Source organism: Streptomyces roseofulvus, assembly GCF_039534915.1.
GTDB classification, from domain to species: Bacteria; Actinomycetota; Actinomycetes; order Streptomycetales; family Streptomycetaceae; genus Streptomyces; species Streptomyces roseofulvus.
On record NZ_BAAAWE010000001.1, the window covers coordinates 6,413,326 to 6,430,528 of the forward strand.

A 17,203-nucleotide genomic window follows, 5' to 3' on the forward strand; every position below is an offset into this window, starting at 1 on the left:
TACTAGCGGGTGGCCCTGTATCCCGTCAGGGCCGAATACGCGGATTCCGCCCGCCGCGCCTCCGGCACGGACGCGGGCGCGTGCGCGAGGAAGTCGGCGGTGGAACCGGAGAACGTGATCGTGCCCTCGGTGAGGGTGGTGACGTGGTCTGCCTCTTCTGCCAGGTCGGCGACGTCGTGGGTCGAGAGGAGAACCTGTACTTCCCGGGAGGCGAGACCGAGGACAAGGTCGCGGAAAATTCGGCGCTGTGTCGGATCCATACCGGCCGTGGGCTCGTCGAGCAGCAGGACCTCCGCTCCGTGGACGAGGGCGCAGGCGACGCCGACGCGCCGCAGCTGGCCTCCGGACAGACGTTTCGCCTTCATGTCGGAGTGCTCCGTCATCCGGACCTGCTTCAGCGCCTCCGCGGACGCGTCCCAGGCGGCCCGGCGGTTCATCCCTTTCAGCCACCCCGTGTAGGCGACCTGCTCGCGGGCCGTGAGACCTGTCATGGCTGTGATGGTCTGCGGCATCCAAGCGACCTTCAAGCGGTATGCCTTGGAGTGGGAGGGCAGGCCGCCGAGACGCACGGTTCCCTGGTCGGGCTGGTTCACTCCGGCGGCCAGCTTCAACGTGGTCGTCTTCCCGGCACCGTTCGGGCCCAGCAGGACGGTGAGCCCATCGGGGACGGTGTAGCTCATGCGGGAGAGGATGCTGCGGGCGCGGCGTCCGTACGCGAAGGAGACGGAATCGAGTTCGATGGACACGGGGTGGCGGCCTTTCAGGAGACGGCGTGGCGACGGGTGCGGTGGAGTGCGGCCAAGCCGCCGAGGAAGACCACCAGGCAGAAGAAGGCGGTGGGGAGGTAGCCGGCGGGATGCAGGGTCACCGCCCACGGCCACGGTCGCCGGAGGTCGCGGTATCCGGCGAAGGCCGCGATGAACACCCAGGCCACCGGGACGAGGGACATCGCCCGCGGGTGGACCGCGGCCCCGAGGAGCATGAGGCCGCTGAGGAACAGCGTGTTTCGGGCGGCCTCGAATGCCGTCGAGGAGTCCGCGACCGCGCCGACGGCAGCGGCGGCCGACGCGGACGCGACCGTGGCGAAGAAGGCGAGCGCCATGTCGCACAGCGGGACTGGCCGCACCGACAGTCCCTCCGCCTCGGGCAGGCGCTGATCGAGGCTGTGCGCGAGGGTGCCCGTCACGATCAACGGCGTGAGATGCATGAGGAAGAGGAGGCCGCCTCCTGGTGTCAGCAGGCCGGGCAGCCTCACCGACTCGCCGTGAGCGAGGACGGTGAGCAGGGAGAACGCCAGGACGCCCGGCAGCACGACCTCCGTGATGCGTCGCCCCTTCCACCACCAGATCACGAGTCCGCCCCCCGGTCGCCGACTCCGGCCTCGCCGCGGGCGGGCTGTTTCGGGACCAGCTGGCAGGCCTTGGCCTGCTCCCGCCCGAACCATGCCGAACGTTCCGCGGCGGTGGGCAGCGCCAGGCCCTGCGCCGCGCGCTTGCGGACCGCCGCCAGGATCTCGGACCCGTTCGCGAACTGACCGTATTCGCCGACCCGCCTGCCGAGGTAGGCATCCTGGACGCCGAGGGTGTTCGCGGCCCACAGCATGGCGGCGTCGTGGTTGATGATCCAGTTGGCGGACACGCCCGGAGTATTCACCGTGGGGATAGAGCAGGGGAAGGTCACGGCGCTGTACAGAACAGCCAGGCGGATGCCCGTGAGACGGCCCTTCGGCCCTGCCGCCTCCGTTTGGGCGGTCAGCGGGAGCCACCAGGTCGAGCTGTTCGAACGGGGGCGGGTGAGGGAGCGTTCGTACAGCAGACCGTCGGTGACGGTGGACGGGACAGTGACGCCGATGCCAGCTGCCTGGAGCTTCTCCATGGAGTCGACGATCTCGGATCGCACGTTGCCCAGGCGCTCGACGGCTCCTCCGGTCTCGGCCATGCAGACCCGGGGTTCCGAGCCGGCGCAGCGGACAGTGGCGTGGCCGGCGCTGACCGGACCGTTGGTGACCCCCCACCCGGACGCCGTTCGCGCGCTCACGACGACGACTGCCAGAGCGGCGAGCGTCGCCAGGAGCCGCAGGGGAAGCCGTGGGGAGCTCCACCAGACCGCGACGGCGAACGCTACGGCCGCGGCGAAGAGGAGGGGGATGAGGACGGTCGGGGGTGAGTAATACTCGCCGAAGGCGACGCTCGTGCTCAGCTGCCCGGACACGTGCCGCGGCCAGATGGGATCGCTGAAGGCCGACGTCTTGCTGATCACGTAGAAGGCGGCGACGGCGCCGAACGGGGCAGCGATCGCGCGCGGGGCGAGGTGGCCGAGGACGCAGCCGACCACGGCGTACGCACACACGATGCCCATGCCCATGAAGAGGGGAAGGCTGGCGGTGAACGTGGGGACGAGACCGGTCTCGATCAAGCGCATGGCGACGGGCAGTACCAGAATCGCCCACCCGGCCCCCACCGAGGGGGTGAGCATCTGCCCTGCCACGGTCCATCGGGCCCTGCTGGGCGCCATCTCCCAGACCCGGTCCCGCTTCAGGCGGCCGCCTTCCCATGTGGCGAGGCCGAGGGTGATCGCGTAGGCGAACGCGTAGAAGTAGTCCAGGGCGAGGCTCACTTGCTGGGCACCCCAGAGCGGTCCGGCGACCACCTCCTCGTACGGGTCCTCCAGGTGCAGGGCGTAGAAGAAGTAGAAGGCGATGATGCCGCCCCAGACGGGGGCGGTCCAGATCGCAGCGGAAGAGCGCAGGAGGGCTCGAAGCTTCAATGGGGCACCGATCTCAGTGGGGGAGGGCCGGGAGGGCGAGGCCCCCCCGGCCTGTTGATGTCAGCCGGTCATAGGTCGACGTGAACCGGTCGTCAGTCGGCCAGCGACGTGTCGACGTACACCTTGCTCACGGAAACCGTCGTGCGGATGGTTCCGGAACCGTTGATCGCCGGAATCGTGAAGTACCGGTTGTCGCCGTTGTCGTAGTGGGCGTTCCACTCACCGCGCGAGGTGTAGGACGCGCCGTTGAAGCAGTTGGTGAAGGTCTTGTTCCCCATGTCCTTGTCGAGGCTGAAGGGGATGGCCTGCCAGAGCTTCACGGTGACGGACGTGCCGGTCCCCGACGACACCGCGCAGCCGGTGAACTGGATCTCGGTGTAGTCGTTGTCGGCCCAGTGGCGGGACTCGAAGTTGCCCGGGCCCCAGCCGCCGAGGGAGCCCTCCCAGTTCATCGGCCCTATCTGCCCGGGGTCAGGGGTCGAGTACAGCTCGATGAGTCCCTGCTCCGAGGGATTGGTGACGTAGGCGTCGTCGCCCGAGGACGAAGCGCTTGCCGCGCTCGCCGAGGTGACGGTGCCGACGAGCGTCGCCGCCGCCAGCGCCGCGATCATCGCGGCGCGTGCGGACATGGTGCGGGTCATGGTTCCCCCCATGGGTTGGTGGTGTGGTTGCCGGACGGCGTAGTCCACAATTGCAGACTCGATGTGTCGGAGGCCCCACTTCCGGGGGTGATCCTGGAGATTGCGACCGAAACCGATCCAGTTGGCGCGAAGATGTCCTCTCGCGCCGGCCGGACGGCCGCACGCGTGAGCGCCCCGCGCCGAGGAGCCTCCGATCGGCGGTCGAACAGGGGGCGTTCGCCGGTGCGGCTCACCGGCAGCGCTGTCTCTCTGCTCCTTTGCGGGCGTGGCCTTCGGGCACGCCACGGACCCGGCGCCGATGACGGGGAAGCCGACGACATGTCCGTCACGGCTCAGCTGTGGGGTTCGGTCGGTCGGTGCGGCGAGGTCCGTCCCGGAGGCCGGCAGCCTTGGTCGCAGCGGGGGCGAGGGATCACTTCGGGTGATCCAGCTCGTCGTGGGGTGCAACCGGTGGTGGTCGAGTTCGAGCATCAGCTGTTCGTTCGTCTTCACCCGGAAGCGATCGCGGAGGCCAGCCATGTAGTTCGTGTACGTGCGGCGGCTGATCTCGAGCGTCCGGGTGATGACTTCTCGGCTGCTGCTTGGGAGCGCGTCTGGAGGATGTCGCGTTCGGTGAGCTCGCGGTCGCTTGGGGCGTCCGGCGGGACCGGGAACCAGCGGTCGGCGACCTCCAGTGAGGCTCGAACTCCACTCGCAGCCACGCCAGCAGCGCCGGTTCTCGGGTGACGATGGCCGGTGCGTTCGTGCCCTCGCCCACACGGCGGTCGGAGATCATCGCCAGGGAGTCGGTGATGGCCATGCGGGGGAACCTGCGCGAGGACGTCCTGTTCTAGTGATCTGAGTCGGAGATTCGTCGGCAGGAGGCGGCGACTTTGTCGAGGATCTCGTCGGCTGTTTTGGTCCAGACGAAGGGTCTGGGGTGCTCGTTCCAGTCGGCGAGCCAGGCCCGGATGTCGCGTTCGAGGGACTGGACCGAGCGGTGGACGCCGCGCTTGAGCTTCTTCTGCGTGAGTTCGGCGAACCACCGCTCGACCAGGTTCAGCCAGGACGCGCTGGTGGGTGTGAAGTGCAGGTGGAAACGCGGGTGGGCCAGCAGCCACTTCTTGATGTCGGGCGTCTTGTGCGTCGCGTAGTTGTCCAGGATCAGATGAACCTGGAGATCAGCCGGGACTTCCTTGTCGAGCTTGGCCAGGAACTTCTTGAACTCCGCCGCCCGGTGGCGGCGGTGGAGGGAGCCGATGACCTTGCCGGTGGCAACCTCCAACGCGGCGAACAGCGTCGTGGTGCCGGCCCGGACGTAGTCGTGGCTGCGGCGTTCGGGAACCCCGGGCATCATCGGCAGGACCGGCTGGGACCGGTCCAGGGCCTGGATCTGCGACTTCTCGTCCACGCAGAGGACGAGGGCCTTCTCCGGCGGATCGAGGTAGAGGCCGACGACGTCGCGGACCTTGTCGATGAACAACGGGTCGGTGGACAGCTTGAAGGTCTGGGCCCGGTGCGGCGCCAGGGCGAACGCCCGCCAGATCCGCGAGATGGTCGACTGCGACATGCCCGTCGCCGCCGCCATCGACCTGGTCGACCAGTGGGTCGCGTTCTTCGGCGTCTCCTCCAACGTCTTGACGATCACGCGCTCGACGTCGGCATCGGTGATCTTCCGCGGGACACCGGGCCTCGGGTCGTCGCACAAACCGTCCAGGCCACGTTCGATGAACCGGCGCCGCCAGGTGCGGACCGTGTCCGGAGTGATCCGCAGCCGGCGGGACACCTCCATGATCGAGTGGCCCTCGGCGCACTCCAGCACGATCCGCGACCTCTGAGCCAGGGCCTGGGCCGTCGTCCGGCGGCGTAACCAGCCCTCCAGCACCACCCTCTGGGCATCAGTGACCGACAACGGCGGAATCTTCGGACCCGGACGACTCATACCCAACCAACGACGAATCTCCGACTCAGGACACTAGGCGAATCCTGTCTTGCGGTTCTTTTGGCGTAATCGGTCTCGGGGGCACGAGTTCGGGCGCTTGTCGGATACAAGTTGCGGTAGCGGACGGCGCCCTGGTTCTTGTCCAGGATGGCGACGTCGCGGATGGCCGAGGCCGCCAACCGACCCGCGTGTCTTGGCTGTGTCTGGGACGCCCAGACGTCCGTGGAGTTCTCGATCGCGCTGCGGAGGAGACGGTGGGCGGCGACGGGGCTGATGATGATCTCGACGCCGTTCGTGGAGTCGCGGGATGCGCTGATCGCGGTGGGGTCCAAGGTGTCCAGCAGCGGCGGGATCCGTCTGAGGTGACGAAGTCGTTCCTCGAATACGTCAAGTTCCTGGCGGACCAACTCACGTTCGACCTGTCACAGGGGTTGTGTGCTGCGCCTGCCGGTGAGGGGTTCGGTGAAGACGACTCGAGCCTTCGGAGGGTTTCCAGCCGTGGATCGTCGGCCTGCAGGTCGTGGTCCTCGAGCCGCGCGCCTGTCAAGAGAGCCGCACATCTTCTTCGGACAGGCTGGGGCTCTCGTCCTCATGGGTCGTTTCGCGGGTCTCGTTCACGGTCTCCCCCTGCCCCATCGCGCAATGCGCCGGGCGTCCTTGATCCCTTGCGGGTGTCAAGCCGATACAGGAGCCTAACTCTCCGTGAGTAGACGAAGCCATGGAGAATGATGGTCGCTGAACAACGCGTCGGTAGGGCTGTGCGTGCGCATGGTGAGTCGAGTGAAGGGAGCTCGCCGCATGAGAACCAGGGCCAGGCTCGTGCAAGGGCTCACTGGAGCTCTCTTCCACGCCGCCCGTCGGTTCGGAGGAATGGGCGATGACGGCGGTGAGCCGGGGCCTGGCCACGGCGTGGTCCGGCCGGAACGAAAGCACCGAGATCACCGGGGGAGATACAGAAATGCCGACGAAGCTGACACGTCCGGGCGTGGGCGGACGGCGGGCGGCCGACCGATGGGGAGCCTTGCGCCGGCAGGCGCTTCTCTGGGCAGCCACACGGCAGGCCCGGCGCTTGATCAACCGCGACCTGGGTCTCATGGGCGCCAGCGACATGGACTCCGTGGTCAGGGCGGTCGAGGTGAAGCAAGGCAAGAGGATCACCACGGTCCGGATTCCGTTGCCGCCTGAGGTGTCCGCCTTCTGTATCCGCGGCCAGGACCGCGACTACGTCGTCGTCGACGCGCAGGCGGGCCAGCTGACGCAGGCTCACGCCATCCTGCACGAGCTCTTCCATCTCTGGAAGGAGCACCCCGCAGAAGACGGCGGCCACGACATGGAGATGGACGCGGACACGATTCGTCTGCTCATGCCGGGCGTCAGGCCCGAGGCCGTGCTCCGGGTCCTCACCCGCTCCCACTACGCCAGGAAGGCTGAGCTGGGGGCGGAAACGTTCGCGACGACCATGCTGCAACGCCTCCACCTCTCGGAGACTCCCAGGGACGAGCGGGTATCGTCGACCTTCATCCACAGGAGCGCCGGTGTCTGAGAACACGACGACGGCCGTCTACCTCGGCGTGGCAGGGATCAACCTGCTCATCGGCATCGCGAAAGGCGCTGCCCTCCTTCGGGAACGCACAGCCACGCTGGCCCTGATCACCGGAAGTTTCGCGGTGTCGGTCCTGGTGTACGTGGCGGCCAGTCCGGCCGGATACCGCGGTCTGGGCGCGCTCACCGGCCGCCCCAGCGCAGCCACCCTCCCCATCTACGCAGGGATCATCTTCTGCTACGCCACCACGCACGTCCTCACCATGCTGTGGACCGTCACCACGACTCCTCTTGAACGTGCACGGGTGAACCAGCGCGCGCGTGCATGGGCCGGGATCTACGGCGGTGTCCTCGTGGCGATGGCGGCGGCCTTCTGGTCAGCGGACCTTGACGGGCGCCCCGCGGACCCGATGCACTTCAACACGGACTTCGCCGATCAGACCGCTGTCCTCCTGTTCCTGGGGCTGTTCCTGGGAGCGCTGTCCTGCGCCACGCTCAGCACCGCCCGCCGGGCACGCCGCACCACCCCGGAAGATCCCGCGCTCCAGCACGCGGTTCGCTACTTCAGCGTGGCCATGGTGATCTGTTTCGGCTACGTGCTGTGCAACGCCCCAGCTGTCCTCCTCGCGAGCTTGGGCAGTCGTGCTCTCGAAGACCTGGGCGCTGTCGGGTCGCTGTTCGGCACCCTGGCCGCCGTTCTCACCGGTTACGGCATGACCGGTGCGGCCGTGAGCGCGTGGCTGCGCGAGCGGCGGGACATCAAGGCCCTCCAGCCGTTGCGGCAGCTCGCCGTCCTGGACGTCGACGACAGGCTCGCACTGGACCGGAGCAGCCCCGGCTTGCGCCTTGTGAACGTCCGCTTCACACTGCACCGCTGGGTGGTCGAGATCCTCGACGGCATGCGGGTGCTGCGCGCCTGGTCTTCCGCCGATGCGGTCGAGACGATACGGCGGCACGTGGAAGCCGACGCCTCTGTCCGGTCGCCGGCAACCTGGCAGGCCATCGTGACGGCGGCCGTGCTGCGCGATGCCGTCCAACGCCTGCACGCGGCCCGGTACGACGCAGCGTGTTCGCAGCTGGACCGGCCGGTTCCCTCCGGCACGCCCGTGCCGGCGCTGCCGGGGGAAGACACCGCAGCGTCCGACGAGCGAGCCCGTCTTCTGCTCGTCGCGGCGCATTTGGACCACGCACTGGTTGCCTCGGCGCTGTGCGCACTGCGGGCCCGGCACACCGACGCCCAGCAGATGCCTGGAGGCGCCAGGTAATGTGCCCGGAGCAACAGCGAGAGAGGACGCGGCCGTCGTGCCGCGAGGGGGGTCATGTGAAGCGGGCCATCGTCATGGGCGGAAGCTACGGCGGCCTGTTCGCTGCCCGTGTGCTGAGCGACCACTTCGACGACGTCGTGGTGATGGAGCCCGACGTGGTGGGAGCCGACGGACTCGGGCGGCGTGCCCCGCAACGGCACCAACTGCACGCCCTGTTGTCCATGGGCCATACGCAGCTGGAGCGTTGGTTCCCCGGGATCACCGACGAACTGGTGCGGTCCGGCGCCCGGCTCGGCGCGGGTACCGACGTTCAGTTCTACCTGGACGGGCGTCTCAAGGCTCCGGTGGCGGGCGCGCGCATGCTCGGTGCCACCAGGCCGTTCCTGGAGAGCCACCTGCGGCGCCGCGTTCTGGCCATCCCCAATGTACGGATTAGCCAGACCCGGGCCACCGGGCTTGTGTTCCGCGCGGGCGGTGTGGTCGGCGTGAAGGCATCGACGCCCGATACGGAAGACGGTTGTGAGGGCGGCGAGACGGTTGACGCCGCCTTCGTGGTGGACGCGATGGGGCGGAACAGCCCGCTCGAGGACTGGCTCGTGCGGCATGGCTGGAGCAAGGCGCCCGTCGACGGCATGAGGATCGATCTCGGTTACGCCACGGCCGCCTTCCGCCGGGGCGACGAGCTGGGCAGCACTGTCATCGCCCACTCCAGCCCCGGGCCTGCCAGCGACTACCTGCCCACATCGACGGAGCCGGGTGCGCTCGCCGCGGTGGAGGGCGACCGCTGGTCGGTCGTCCTGGCCGGCTACGCAGATCACCGCCCAGGGCCCGACCGCGAGGAGTTCCTCCGGCGCATGCGTCGCTGCGTCGCCCCGATCCGGCGCGTGGCCGACCTCTGCGAGATGATCGGCGAGGTCAGGACGTACCGGTTCCTGGAGAGCCGCCGCCGGGTGCATTCGCGCCTGACTCGGTTCCCCAGCGGTCTCGCTGTTGTCGGCGACGCGCTGGCCAGCGTGAATCCGGTCTACGGCCAAGGCCTGACGCTGGCGTCCCTGGAGGCCAATGCCCTCAACGCCTATCTTCGCTCCGCCCCTTCGCTGCGCGATCCGGCCTGGGACTACTTCCGTCTCGCCGAAGCGGTCGTGAACAGCGCCTGGCAGCTCTCCACAGCAGCCGATCTCGCCCAGCCCCACGTGAGCGGCCCCTACCCCCGCGGCTACCGTGCGCAGAAGTGGGTCGCCGACCGGCTGACGGAGGCATCGGTTCGCGACGCCGCTGTGAACGCGAGGTATATGGGGGTCGTGAACATGGAACTGCGGCCGAAGGCTCTGACCGACGTGCGATTTCTCGCCCGCGCGGCCCGCGTGCTGCTCAGCAGCTAGGGAACGGCCATGTGGAAGGGTGTCCTCGACGTCGCCGGTGTTCGGGAACGGCAGGCTCGTCGTGGATACACGGACCAGTGCCAAGGGGTGAGGCGGTTCGCTCCGGCCGAGTACCTGGCGGCTCGCCTGCTCCTGCCCGCCCGGCTTCAGCCGGATGTCATCGCGTTGGTTGCCTTCATGCACGAGACCGATGACCGGATCGACCGCGGGCACCGCCGTGAACGTGAAGCGGCGTTACGGCAATGGCGAACGCTCACGAGCGAGGCTCTCGCCCACGGCACGTCCCCGCAGCCGGTGCTTCAGGTCCTCGCATGGACGGTGGGCCGCCACCCGGCGCTGCGTCGCCGTGTTGTGGCATTCCTCGCCGGAGCCGTCCAGGAGGTGGCGTGGTCGCGGTTCAGCTCGGAGGCAGAGGTCGGACGGTACATCGAGGAGTACTCGCTGCCGGCCTTGATGCTCTCCATGTCGCTGCTGTCTCCCGATGGCGCCGCGGCGGCTGCCGAATTCGAACGCGGATGCCTGGCTCTGATCACGGCCATGCAACGGCTGGACTTCCTGGAAGACATGTCGGAGGACATTCAGGAGGGCAGGCTCGGCCTTTCGGACGAGGCCCTCGCACGGCACGGGCTGTCCTCGAACGACCTGCGCCCGGAGAGAGCGGCAGAGCCAGAGGTCGCAGCGCTCATCGCCGCTCAAGCGCACGCCGCTGACATCGCGTTGAGGGAGGCGCAGTCCATCATGGACCTGGTGTCGCCGGAATACCGGCCGTTCCTGCGGGCGGTGCTCCGTGTGCAAGAGGTGCGTTCGGCAGCCGTCCACAAGGCGGGAGCGTCGCTCGTGGCCCGTCCCTGCGGGCCCTCGCCAGTGCTGTGCGGGGTCATAGTGTTGCGGGAGCTGTTCGTGCGGACTTCGGGCAGCGGCTCGGAGGGGCTTCGAAGGGCGCGCTGACCAGGCCGTCACTGCTGGCCCAGGAACTTGCGTATGTTGCGAAGCACGTGCGAGCGGGAGTTCGGGGCGAGCGCGCGGACCTGGTCTGTGAGCTCCCGCAGTTCCCTCTCCGCGGCGTCCGCCTCGGGATCCGGCTCGGCAGGGTTGAGGACCGCGTGGACGGCCTCCTGCAGCTGGCCGGCAAGCCTGATGTCGGGAACGCCGACGCTGCTGCGCATCGCGAGGTGGCTGACACGCTTCTCCCGGAGGTCGCTCACCATGGAGAGAGTCGCGTAGATGGGCCGCAACGCCCGCGCGAGGGCCCGCCGGCCGCTCGTGCTCAGGAAGCCCGGGTCCACACGGAAGAACTCCTCCAGCTCGGCGGCCACCGCTCTGCCGGCTTCACGGTCGCCCTTGAACAGTGCGAAGACCATCGCCCGAGAGATGCCGAGCGCGTCTGCGATGAAAGCCTTGCTGTACGGCTTCCCGTCAGGTGCGAGCCGGGTCTTGAGCAGGAACGCCAGGCGCTCGGCGAAGGGCAGGTTCAACTGCTCGTCCGGGACCGGCCGACCATGGAGAAGGGCACGGATGACCTCTTCTGAGATACCGGTCTCGTAGGCGACGGCGTCCAGCTCCAGGTCGTCGTAGCTCATCCCCGCCGAGGGAAGCAGCTCGTTGATCGCCGTGATCAGCGCCGCGAGGTCATCGTGCGTCGGGTGGGCGGCCTTCATACGCGCGTTCTCCAGAGGCGGTGGGCGATGGGTGCAGGTTAGAGGTCCTAACAGAAGCCATTGATGGTGTGACTGTCGGCTTGGATGCTCGTTGGTCCGTTCGTGGGGAAGAGGAACTCTCGGCCGTGGATCGTTTCGGACGAACTGTGGCTGCTGATCGAGCCGTTGCTGCCAGTCCCGGCGCCGAAGCTGGTGGCGGGGCGCCCGCGGGTTCCTGACCGGAAGGCTCTGTGCGGGATCCTCTTCGTGCTTCACACGGGGATCCAGTGGGAGTACTTGCCCCAGGAGCTCGGCTTCGGCTCCGGCATGACGTGTTGGCGGCGGCTTGCCGCATGGAACGAGGCGGGTGTGTGGGACCGGCTCCATGTCGTTCTGCTGACGAAGTTGCGGTCGGCGAAGCAGCTCGACTGGTCCCGGGCGGTGATCGACTCCAGTCATGTCAGGGCCGCTCGGCGCGGCCCAAAAGCGGACCCAGCCCGGTCGACCGCGCACGTCCGGGCAGCAAGCATCACGTCCTCGTCGACGGACAGGGCATCCCGCTCGCCGTGTCGCTGACCGGCGGCAACCGCAACGACGTGACGCAGTTGATGCCCCTGCTCGCGAGGATCCCGTCCGTCGCCGGCCTGGTCGGACGGCCGCGACGACGACCGGACACACTGCTGGCCGACCGCGGCTACGACCACGACAAATACCGCCGCCTCGTCTGGGCCCAGGGCGTCAAACCGGTGATCGCCCGACGCGGTGTCCCACACGGCTCGGGCCTCGGCGTCCACCGCTGGGTCGTTGAACGCACCATCGCCTGGCTCCACGGATTCCGCCGCCTGCGCATCCGATGGGAACGACGCGACGACATCCACGAAGCCTTCCTCGGCCTCGCCACCTGTCTCATCACCCACCGACACGTCCAACGCCTTTGTTAGGACCTCTTAGCCGCTTATTCCCCGCCGAGTCACGATGGCCTGCGGCCGACCCTCTGCGGCCTGGCGCGACAACGACATCTCACGCGCCGAACCGCCGTGACGTGAGCCGCATTACATCGCGTCACGGTGGCGGCGGGGGTGGTGTCTGGGGGTCGTACAGCCTCGGATCGGGTGGCGGTGCGGCTGGGTCGGGCCGCTTCCGGCGCAGGGGCCAACCACAGGAGCGTGACATGGACAGGCATCGCATCGTCATCCTCGGGGTCGGGTACGCCGGGGCGTACGTGGCGGGGGCGCTGGCCCGGCGGCTGTCGCCGCGGGACGTCGGGATCACCGTGGTCAACGCCGAGCCGAACTTCGTGCAGCGGCTGCGGCTCCACCAGCTCGCGGCCGGGCGGGACATCGCCGCGCCGGCGCTCGCCGATGTCTTCGCGGGGACGGGGATCGACCTGTGGATCGCCGGGTCACCGGCGTCGAGGCGGGCGGCGGACCGTGGTCCTCGACGGCGCCAGCGGGCGCGCCGAGGTCGGGTACGACACCCTGGTGCACGCGCTCGGCAGCCACGGTGCCGACCACGGCGTGCCCGGCCGTCCGCGCAGCGGCTGCGCGAGCGGCTGGACGGGCTGCGTGGGGGGACGGGTGCTGGTCGTCGGCGACGGGCTCACCGGCATCGAGACCGCCCTCGAGATCGCCGAGACCCGGCCCGGGCTCGGGCGTGACGCTGATCGCTCGCGGCGAACTCGGCGCCCGCTCTCGGCCGGTGCCTGTGCGCACCTGCGCCGCGCCTGCGACCGGCTCGGCATCGCTGTCCTGCAGCACGTCACCGTCACGGCCGTCGAGGCGGTCGCAGGCACGGTGTGCCGACGGCACGGTCCTGGCGGCCGACGCCGTCGTGTGGACGGCTGGGTTCGCCGTCGGGTCCGTCGCCGCCGCGTCCGGGCTGGAGGTCACGGGGGGGCGGATCGTCGTCGACCGGACCATGCGGTCCGTGTCGCATCCCGACGTCTACGCCGTCGGCGACAGCGTCTTCACGCTCGGCGACAACGGATTGCCGCGCCGATGTCCTGCGCGTCGGCCGGTTTCACCGGCTGGCAGGCCACCGAGGCGATCGTGGCCCGGCTGGCCGGCCGCGAGGTGCTGAACGCCAAGCTCCCTTACGTCGGCAACCACATCAGCCTCGGCCGGCGCGACGGCATCCTGCAGATGGTCGACGGCGGGGGCTGGCCAAGCCCGGCTACGCCGGCGGGCATAAGGCCTCGCGGATCAAGGCCAGCATCATCGGGGTGTCGCTGTGGGCGACCGAGCCCCCGACGTTCGGTCTGCCGAAGCGCAGGCACCGCCTTGCCGCGGCGCCGGACCGGACGGCCGCGCCGGAGGGCGTCATGGCGGAGGGCGTGCTGCCGACGGGCCGCGGGGCGGCCGCGCATGGCTGACAGCTCCCGATCGCCCGTGCGCCCCGCTCCACGGGCGACCCCGGAGGGGGCTGTGTGACGGCCGGGCACGGCACCGATCCGGCGACCGAGGCGTTCGTCGCCCACCGGAACCTGCTGTTCACGGTGGCCCACGAGATGCTCGCTTCCGCCGCCGACGCCGAGGACGTCTTCCAGGAGACCTGGCTGCGGTGGGTCCGGGTCCCGCTGGAGCGCGTCGACGACCCGCGGGCGTGCCTCGTCCGCGTAACCACCCGGCAGGCCCTCAACCGGCTGCGCACACTGCGGCGGCGCGAGGCGTACGTCGGGCAGTGGCTGCCTGAACCGCTGCTGATGGCGCCGGGCGTGGCCGATGACATCGAACTCGCTGAGAGCATGTCGATGGCGATGATGCTCGCCCTGGAGAACCTCGCGCCGACCGATTGGGCCGTCTTCGCGCTCTGCGAGGTGTTCGAGGTGGAATATGAGGAGATCGCGGCGGCCGTCGGCAAGACCCCAGCCGCCGTCTGCCAGATCGCGCACCGCGCCCGCGAGCGCGTCGGCGACCGCCGCCCCCCCGGAGGACCGCCTCCCCGCGCGAGACGCGGGCGGCCCTCGATTCCTTCTGGCGCGCCGTCGAGACCGGCAACCCGCAGGCCCTCCTCGACATGCTCGCCCCGGACGTGGTCCTGCTCAGCGACGGCGGCGGCGTCAAACAGGCCGCGCTGCACCCGATCGTCGGCGCCGACAAGCTAGTCCGCTTCTGGACCGGCGGCTCCGCCAAGGTCCGGCAGCCCATCACCTGGGAGCCAGCGCTCATCAACGGCGGCCCAGCGCCAGCCATGCACGTGGGTGGCGAACTCGACGGCGTCATGGCCGTCCGCGTCGAGGACGGCCGCATCACCCGGCTCTACTTCGTCCGCAACCCCGAGAGGCTGACCCACCTCGTCTCCGGGACGCCGCTCGGCGCCTCGTGACGGGGGGCGGTGGCGGCCGGGGGCAAACCGATCACGAGGACTGGTCCGCGCCGGACGTGACCGGGGGGGCTGGGGTGGAGGTTCAGGGCGGCTCGGACGAACGAGCGGGCCTCGGCCGACAGGTCGTGGGAGCGCCAGATCATCGCTACTCGAAGGGTTCCACGTTCTCGATCGGGAGGTACACGAGCTGGGGCGCGGGTAGTAGCGGGTGCCCTGGGCGCGGCGACGGTGACGCCCTCGCCAGAGGCCACCAGGGCGAGCAGTTCCTGCCAGTACCGCGTCGTCGTTCTGAGGTGCACGGGGCGGCCCGACGGCGTGTGGTCGGGCATGTGTCGGGCCCTGGACGTCTCCGGCATGCAGTCCATGACCAGCAGCGTCTCGTCGGCGAGGTCCTCCAGACGGACCGCCTCCCGCGCCGCCAGCGGGTGCGCCGCGTGGACCGCGAGCACGGTCGCGTCGTTTCCCAGATCCAAGTCCGCCGGTACGCCTCCGGATCCCAGGAACGGTCCTCCACCGCCAGCACAAGGAGGACGCGTGTGGTAAGCGGCCGCTGTGCCACCAGCGTGAGGACCTTCGTCGAGCGCTCGTCGATGCACAGGACATCGTCCACCAGGAGTACCAACGGGGCACCTGCGGCACGTTCGACCAGAAGGGCGAACACCTGCTCCGCCAGCCGGTGGTCCGTGACGTGGGTCTGGAGAGCGGAGGAAGCCGCACGACCGTCACCTGCTCCGCGACTGATCCCGCCCAGAATCGCGTTGAGCAGACCGGGGGGCGCGTCCCCGACGGAACGAGTCCTCGGCAGGTTGAGCCGCCGCGCAGCCGGCATCAGGCGAGCGACTTCATCGAGCAAGCGCGATTTGCCGTGCCCGTAGATGCCGGGCACGAGGGCCAAGCCGCCCTCGGCGACTGCCGCTCGCTCGGCGAGGGTCACGATCACGGCGAGGTGGACCTCTCGTTCCACCGATGGAAAGGCCACGGCGGAGGGCTTCGGTGCCGACGGGCGACGGTGGGAGCCGCAGCGGTCACGATGACGGGCGACGCCTCCTCGTACGCGGCGGATGGCGACCCGGACAGGATCGGTCGTGGAGGGCGCGCAGCTCAGGGCCTGGGTCGACACCCAGTTCGTCGATCAGGAGCCGCCGGGTCCGTGTGTAGACCTCCAGTGTGTCGGAGTGGCGGCCGGCCAGATGTAGTGCGCGCATCAAGAAGGGACGCGGGGCGCTTGCGCAACGGGTGCTGCTTCTTGTGACGCATCACGTGGCGCGCAGCTCGACGATGGAGGAGGACCCTCAACGGGCTGTGGCGGCTTCGCGACTCCCAGGGAGTACTTCAACGAATTCAAGTTCTTCATGGCCTACCCGGGCGTCTTCTACTCGGACGACGGGCAGATCCTGCGGGCCATGCAGGTGGCCGCGGGGTCCGGCGGGCTGATCATGATGCACGCGGAGAACGGCATCGCGATCGACGTCCTGGTGGAGCAGGCCCTGGCACGGGGCGAGACGGACCCCCGCTACCACGGGGAGGTCCGCAAGGCCCTGCTGGAGGCGGAGGCCACGCACCGGGCGATCCAGCTGGCCCGGGTGGCGGGCTCGCCGCTGTACGTCGTCCACGTGTCGGCGCAGGAGGCGGTGGCCGAGCTGGCGGCGGCCCGGGACCTGGGTCTGCCGGTCTTCGGGGAGACCTGTCCGCAGTACCTTTTCCTGTCGACGGACAACCTGGCGGAGCCGGACTTCGAGGGCGCGAAGTACGTGTGCTCGACGCCGCTGCGGCCGAAGGAGCACCAGGCGGCGCTGTGGCGGGGCCTGCGGACGAACGACCTCCAGGTGGTCTCCACCGACCACTGCCCCTTCTGCTTCGTCGGACAGAAGGAGCTGCTGACCGCTGCCGGAGAGGCGGAGGGGCGGCCGGGAAGATCCGGTCGCCCCCGGTCTCGGGGCGGTCAGGCCCGCCACACCTCGGCCGCGGCGAGGAACGCCGACGACGACGGGCGGCCGGGAGTCCCTCCCCGACGGATCTCGCCGGGCTGGACCCGGCCGTCGACGCGCAGTCCGGCTCGCCCGCACGGGCCGAACACCAGGCTGAGGCTGTGGTCCACGCCGGCCAGCGGGAACCCGTCGGTGGCGAAGGCGCGCCGGTCGAGGACCTCGGCCATCCGCACGTCGACGCCTCCGCCCCGGGCGCGCAGCCCGGACGCGAGGTCGAGCCGCACCTGGACCGCGGACCGGTGGAAGCGGGGGGCGGACCAGGGCAGGCCGTCCAGTTCGGGGAAGTGCCGGACGAAGTGGTCGGCCAGCCAGAGCGCGAGGTGCGGGTCCTCCCCGACGACCCGCACGCCGTCCGGCCGCCAGAGCACGAGAGCGTTCCCGGCGCCATGGGTGGACCACTCCACCTGCCAGGTGGAGACGTAGGCCGTGCACGAGCCCGCTCCGTCGAAGAGCTGCAGGCCGGGGTTGGCGCCGACCAGGATCGGCCTGCGCAGGGCGGGATCGGCGCCCGGAGCGTCGCCGGCGGCCGCCGCCGGCCCGGCGGCGGCCAGGAGTCCCGTCACGCCGAGGACGGCGCCCACGCGCACGAGGCCGCGCCGGCCGATCGCGGCTGACGGCAGGTCGGGGCCGGAATGCGCAGGTGCGTGCCCGACGTTCACAGGGGTTCGGTCGGAGTTCAGAGGGGTTCGGTCGGAGTTCAAGGCGCCTCCTCGGTCGGGGTCGTACCGTCGCGGATC

At 69.7% G+C, this 17,203-nt stretch carries 16 protein-coding genes and 2 pseudogenes; 9 read left to right on the forward strand and 9 right to left on the reverse strand.

Annotated elements, in window-relative coordinates; translation table 11 throughout:
* Nucleotides 1-2: 2 nt before the first annotated feature.
* The 5 genes from ABFY03_RS29515 to ABFY03_RS29535 form a co-directional block, all read right to left on the reverse strand.
* The gene (locus ABFY03_RS29515; RefSeq protein ID WP_319013823.1) at nucleotides 3-746 is read right to left on the reverse strand and encodes an ABC transporter ATP-binding protein; all 744 of its coding nucleotides are present in this window, start codon (nucleotides 744-746) and stop codon (nucleotides 3-5) included.
* A 14-nt stretch (nucleotides 747-760) separates the two neighbouring features.
* Nucleotides 761-1,351, reverse strand: a complete 591-nt coding sequence (locus ABFY03_RS29520; protein ID WP_346171223.1) for a hypothetical protein — start codon at nucleotides 1,349-1,351, stop codon at nucleotides 761-763.
* Entirely contained in the window at nucleotides 1,348-2,766 is a 1,419-nt protein-coding gene (locus ABFY03_RS29525; protein WP_319013825.1) for a hypothetical protein, read from the reverse strand. The genes ABFY03_RS29520 and ABFY03_RS29525 overlap by 4 nt, the downstream gene beginning before the upstream one ends.
* 92 nt (nucleotides 2,767-2,858) lie before the next feature.
* A complete protein-coding gene (locus ABFY03_RS29530) occupies nucleotides 2,859-3,407 on the reverse strand; it encodes a hypothetical protein (protein WP_319013826.1) in 549 nt (182 codons plus the stop codon).
* Nucleotides 3,408-4,236: 829 nt separating this feature from the next.
* Nucleotides 4,237-5,328 (reverse strand): IS630 family transposase, encoded by a 1,092-nt coding sequence (locus ABFY03_RS29535; protein ID WP_346171224.1) that lies wholly within the window; start codon nucleotides 5,326-5,328, stop codon nucleotides 4,237-4,239.
* 162 nt (nucleotides 5,329-5,490) lie between these two features.
* Here ABFY03_RS29535 and ABFY03_RS29540 point away from each other — a divergent pair, with 162 nt between their 5' ends.
* The 5 genes from ABFY03_RS29540 (at nucleotide 5,491) to ABFY03_RS29560 (ending at nucleotide 10,465) form a co-directional block, all read left to right on the forward strand.
* Entirely contained in the window at nucleotides 5,491-5,694 is a 204-nt protein-coding gene (locus ABFY03_RS29540) for a hypothetical protein (protein WP_319013828.1), read from the forward strand.
* Nucleotides 5,695-6,205: 511 nt separating this feature from the next.
* Nucleotides 6,206-6,871, forward strand: coding sequence for a hypothetical protein (locus ABFY03_RS29545; protein ID WP_346171225.1), 666 nt, complete (start codon nucleotides 6,206-6,208; stop codon nucleotides 6,869-6,871).
* Nucleotides 6,864-8,135 (forward strand): DUF6545 domain-containing protein, encoded by a 1,272-nt coding sequence (locus tag ABFY03_RS29550; protein ID WP_346171226.1) that lies wholly within the window; start codon nucleotides 6,864-6,866, stop codon nucleotides 8,133-8,135. Before ABFY03_RS29545 ends, ABFY03_RS29550 begins: the two co-directional genes overlap by 8 nt.
* Before the next feature lie 56 nt (nucleotides 8,136-8,191).
* A complete protein-coding gene (locus ABFY03_RS29555; protein ID WP_319013831.1) occupies nucleotides 8,192-9,517 on the forward strand; it encodes an FAD-dependent oxidoreductase in 1,326 nt (441 codons plus the stop codon).
* 9 nt (nucleotides 9,518-9,526) lie between these two features.
* The gene (locus ABFY03_RS29560) at nucleotides 9,527-10,465 is read left to right on the forward strand and encodes a squalene/phytoene synthase family protein (protein ID WP_319013832.1); all 939 of its coding nucleotides are present in this window, start codon (nucleotides 9,527-9,529) and stop codon (nucleotides 10,463-10,465) included.
* Nucleotides 10,466-10,473: 8 nt separating this feature from the next.
* On the opposite strand, the gene ABFY03_RS29565 is transcribed toward ABFY03_RS29560, so the two are convergent.
* Nucleotides 10,474-11,175, reverse strand: coding sequence for a helix-turn-helix transcriptional regulator (locus tag ABFY03_RS29565; RefSeq protein WP_319013833.1), 702 nt, complete (start codon nucleotides 11,173-11,175; stop codon nucleotides 10,474-10,476).
* An 84-nt stretch (nucleotides 11,176-11,259) separates the two neighbouring features.
* On the opposite strand from ABFY03_RS29565, the gene ABFY03_RS29570 reads away from it, so the two are divergent.
* From ABFY03_RS29570 to ABFY03_RS29580, 3 genes and pseudogenes are all read left to right on the forward strand, one after another.
* Nucleotides 11,260-12,095, forward strand: a protein-coding gene (locus tag ABFY03_RS29570; RefSeq protein WP_428838198.1) for an IS5 family transposase whose coding sequence is annotated in 2 segments (ribosomal slippage) — nucleotides 11,260-11,635 and nucleotides 11,635-12,095 — 837 coding nt in all. Because the reading frame shifts where the segments join, the coding sequence is not laid out codon by codon here.
* A gap of 889 nt (nucleotides 12,096-12,984) precedes the next feature.
* A complete protein-coding gene (locus ABFY03_RS29575) occupies nucleotides 12,985-13,233 on the forward strand; it encodes an FAD-dependent oxidoreductase (RefSeq protein ID WP_346172324.1) in 249 nt (82 codons plus the stop codon).
* Nucleotides 13,234-13,579: 346 nt separating this feature from the next.
* Nucleotides 13,580-14,478, forward strand: a pseudogene (locus tag ABFY03_RS29580) (sigma-70 family RNA polymerase sigma factor).
* Here ABFY03_RS29580 and ABFY03_RS37960 read toward each other — a convergent pair.
* Nucleotides 14,412-15,074, reverse strand: a complete 663-nt coding sequence (locus ABFY03_RS37960) for a LysR substrate-binding domain-containing protein (protein ID WP_386723548.1) — start codon at nucleotides 15,072-15,074, stop codon at nucleotides 14,412-14,414. The pseudogene ABFY03_RS29580 and the gene ABFY03_RS37960 sit on opposite strands and share 67 nt — an antisense overlap.
* 429 nt (nucleotides 15,075-15,503) lie before the next feature.
* Nucleotides 15,504-15,683: an AfsR/SARP family transcriptional regulator gene (locus ABFY03_RS29585; protein ID WP_319013834.1), complete on the reverse strand. Its 180-nt coding sequence runs from the start codon at nucleotides 15,681-15,683 to the stop codon at nucleotides 15,504-15,506.
* Between the two features lie 135 nt (nucleotides 15,684-15,818).
* Between ABFY03_RS29585 and ABFY03_RS29590 the strand changes: the two are divergent.
* A pseudogene (locus tag ABFY03_RS29590) lies at nucleotides 15,819-16,355 on the forward strand (amidohydrolase family protein); the annotation flags it as partial.
* A gap of 65 nt (nucleotides 16,356-16,420) precedes the next feature.
* Here ABFY03_RS29590 and ABFY03_RS29595 read toward each other — a convergent pair.
* Nucleotides 16,421-17,125, reverse strand: coding sequence for a hypothetical protein (locus ABFY03_RS29595; protein ID WP_346171228.1), 705 nt, complete (start codon nucleotides 17,123-17,125; stop codon nucleotides 16,421-16,423).
* Nucleotides 17,126-17,203: the final 78 nt, after the last annotated feature.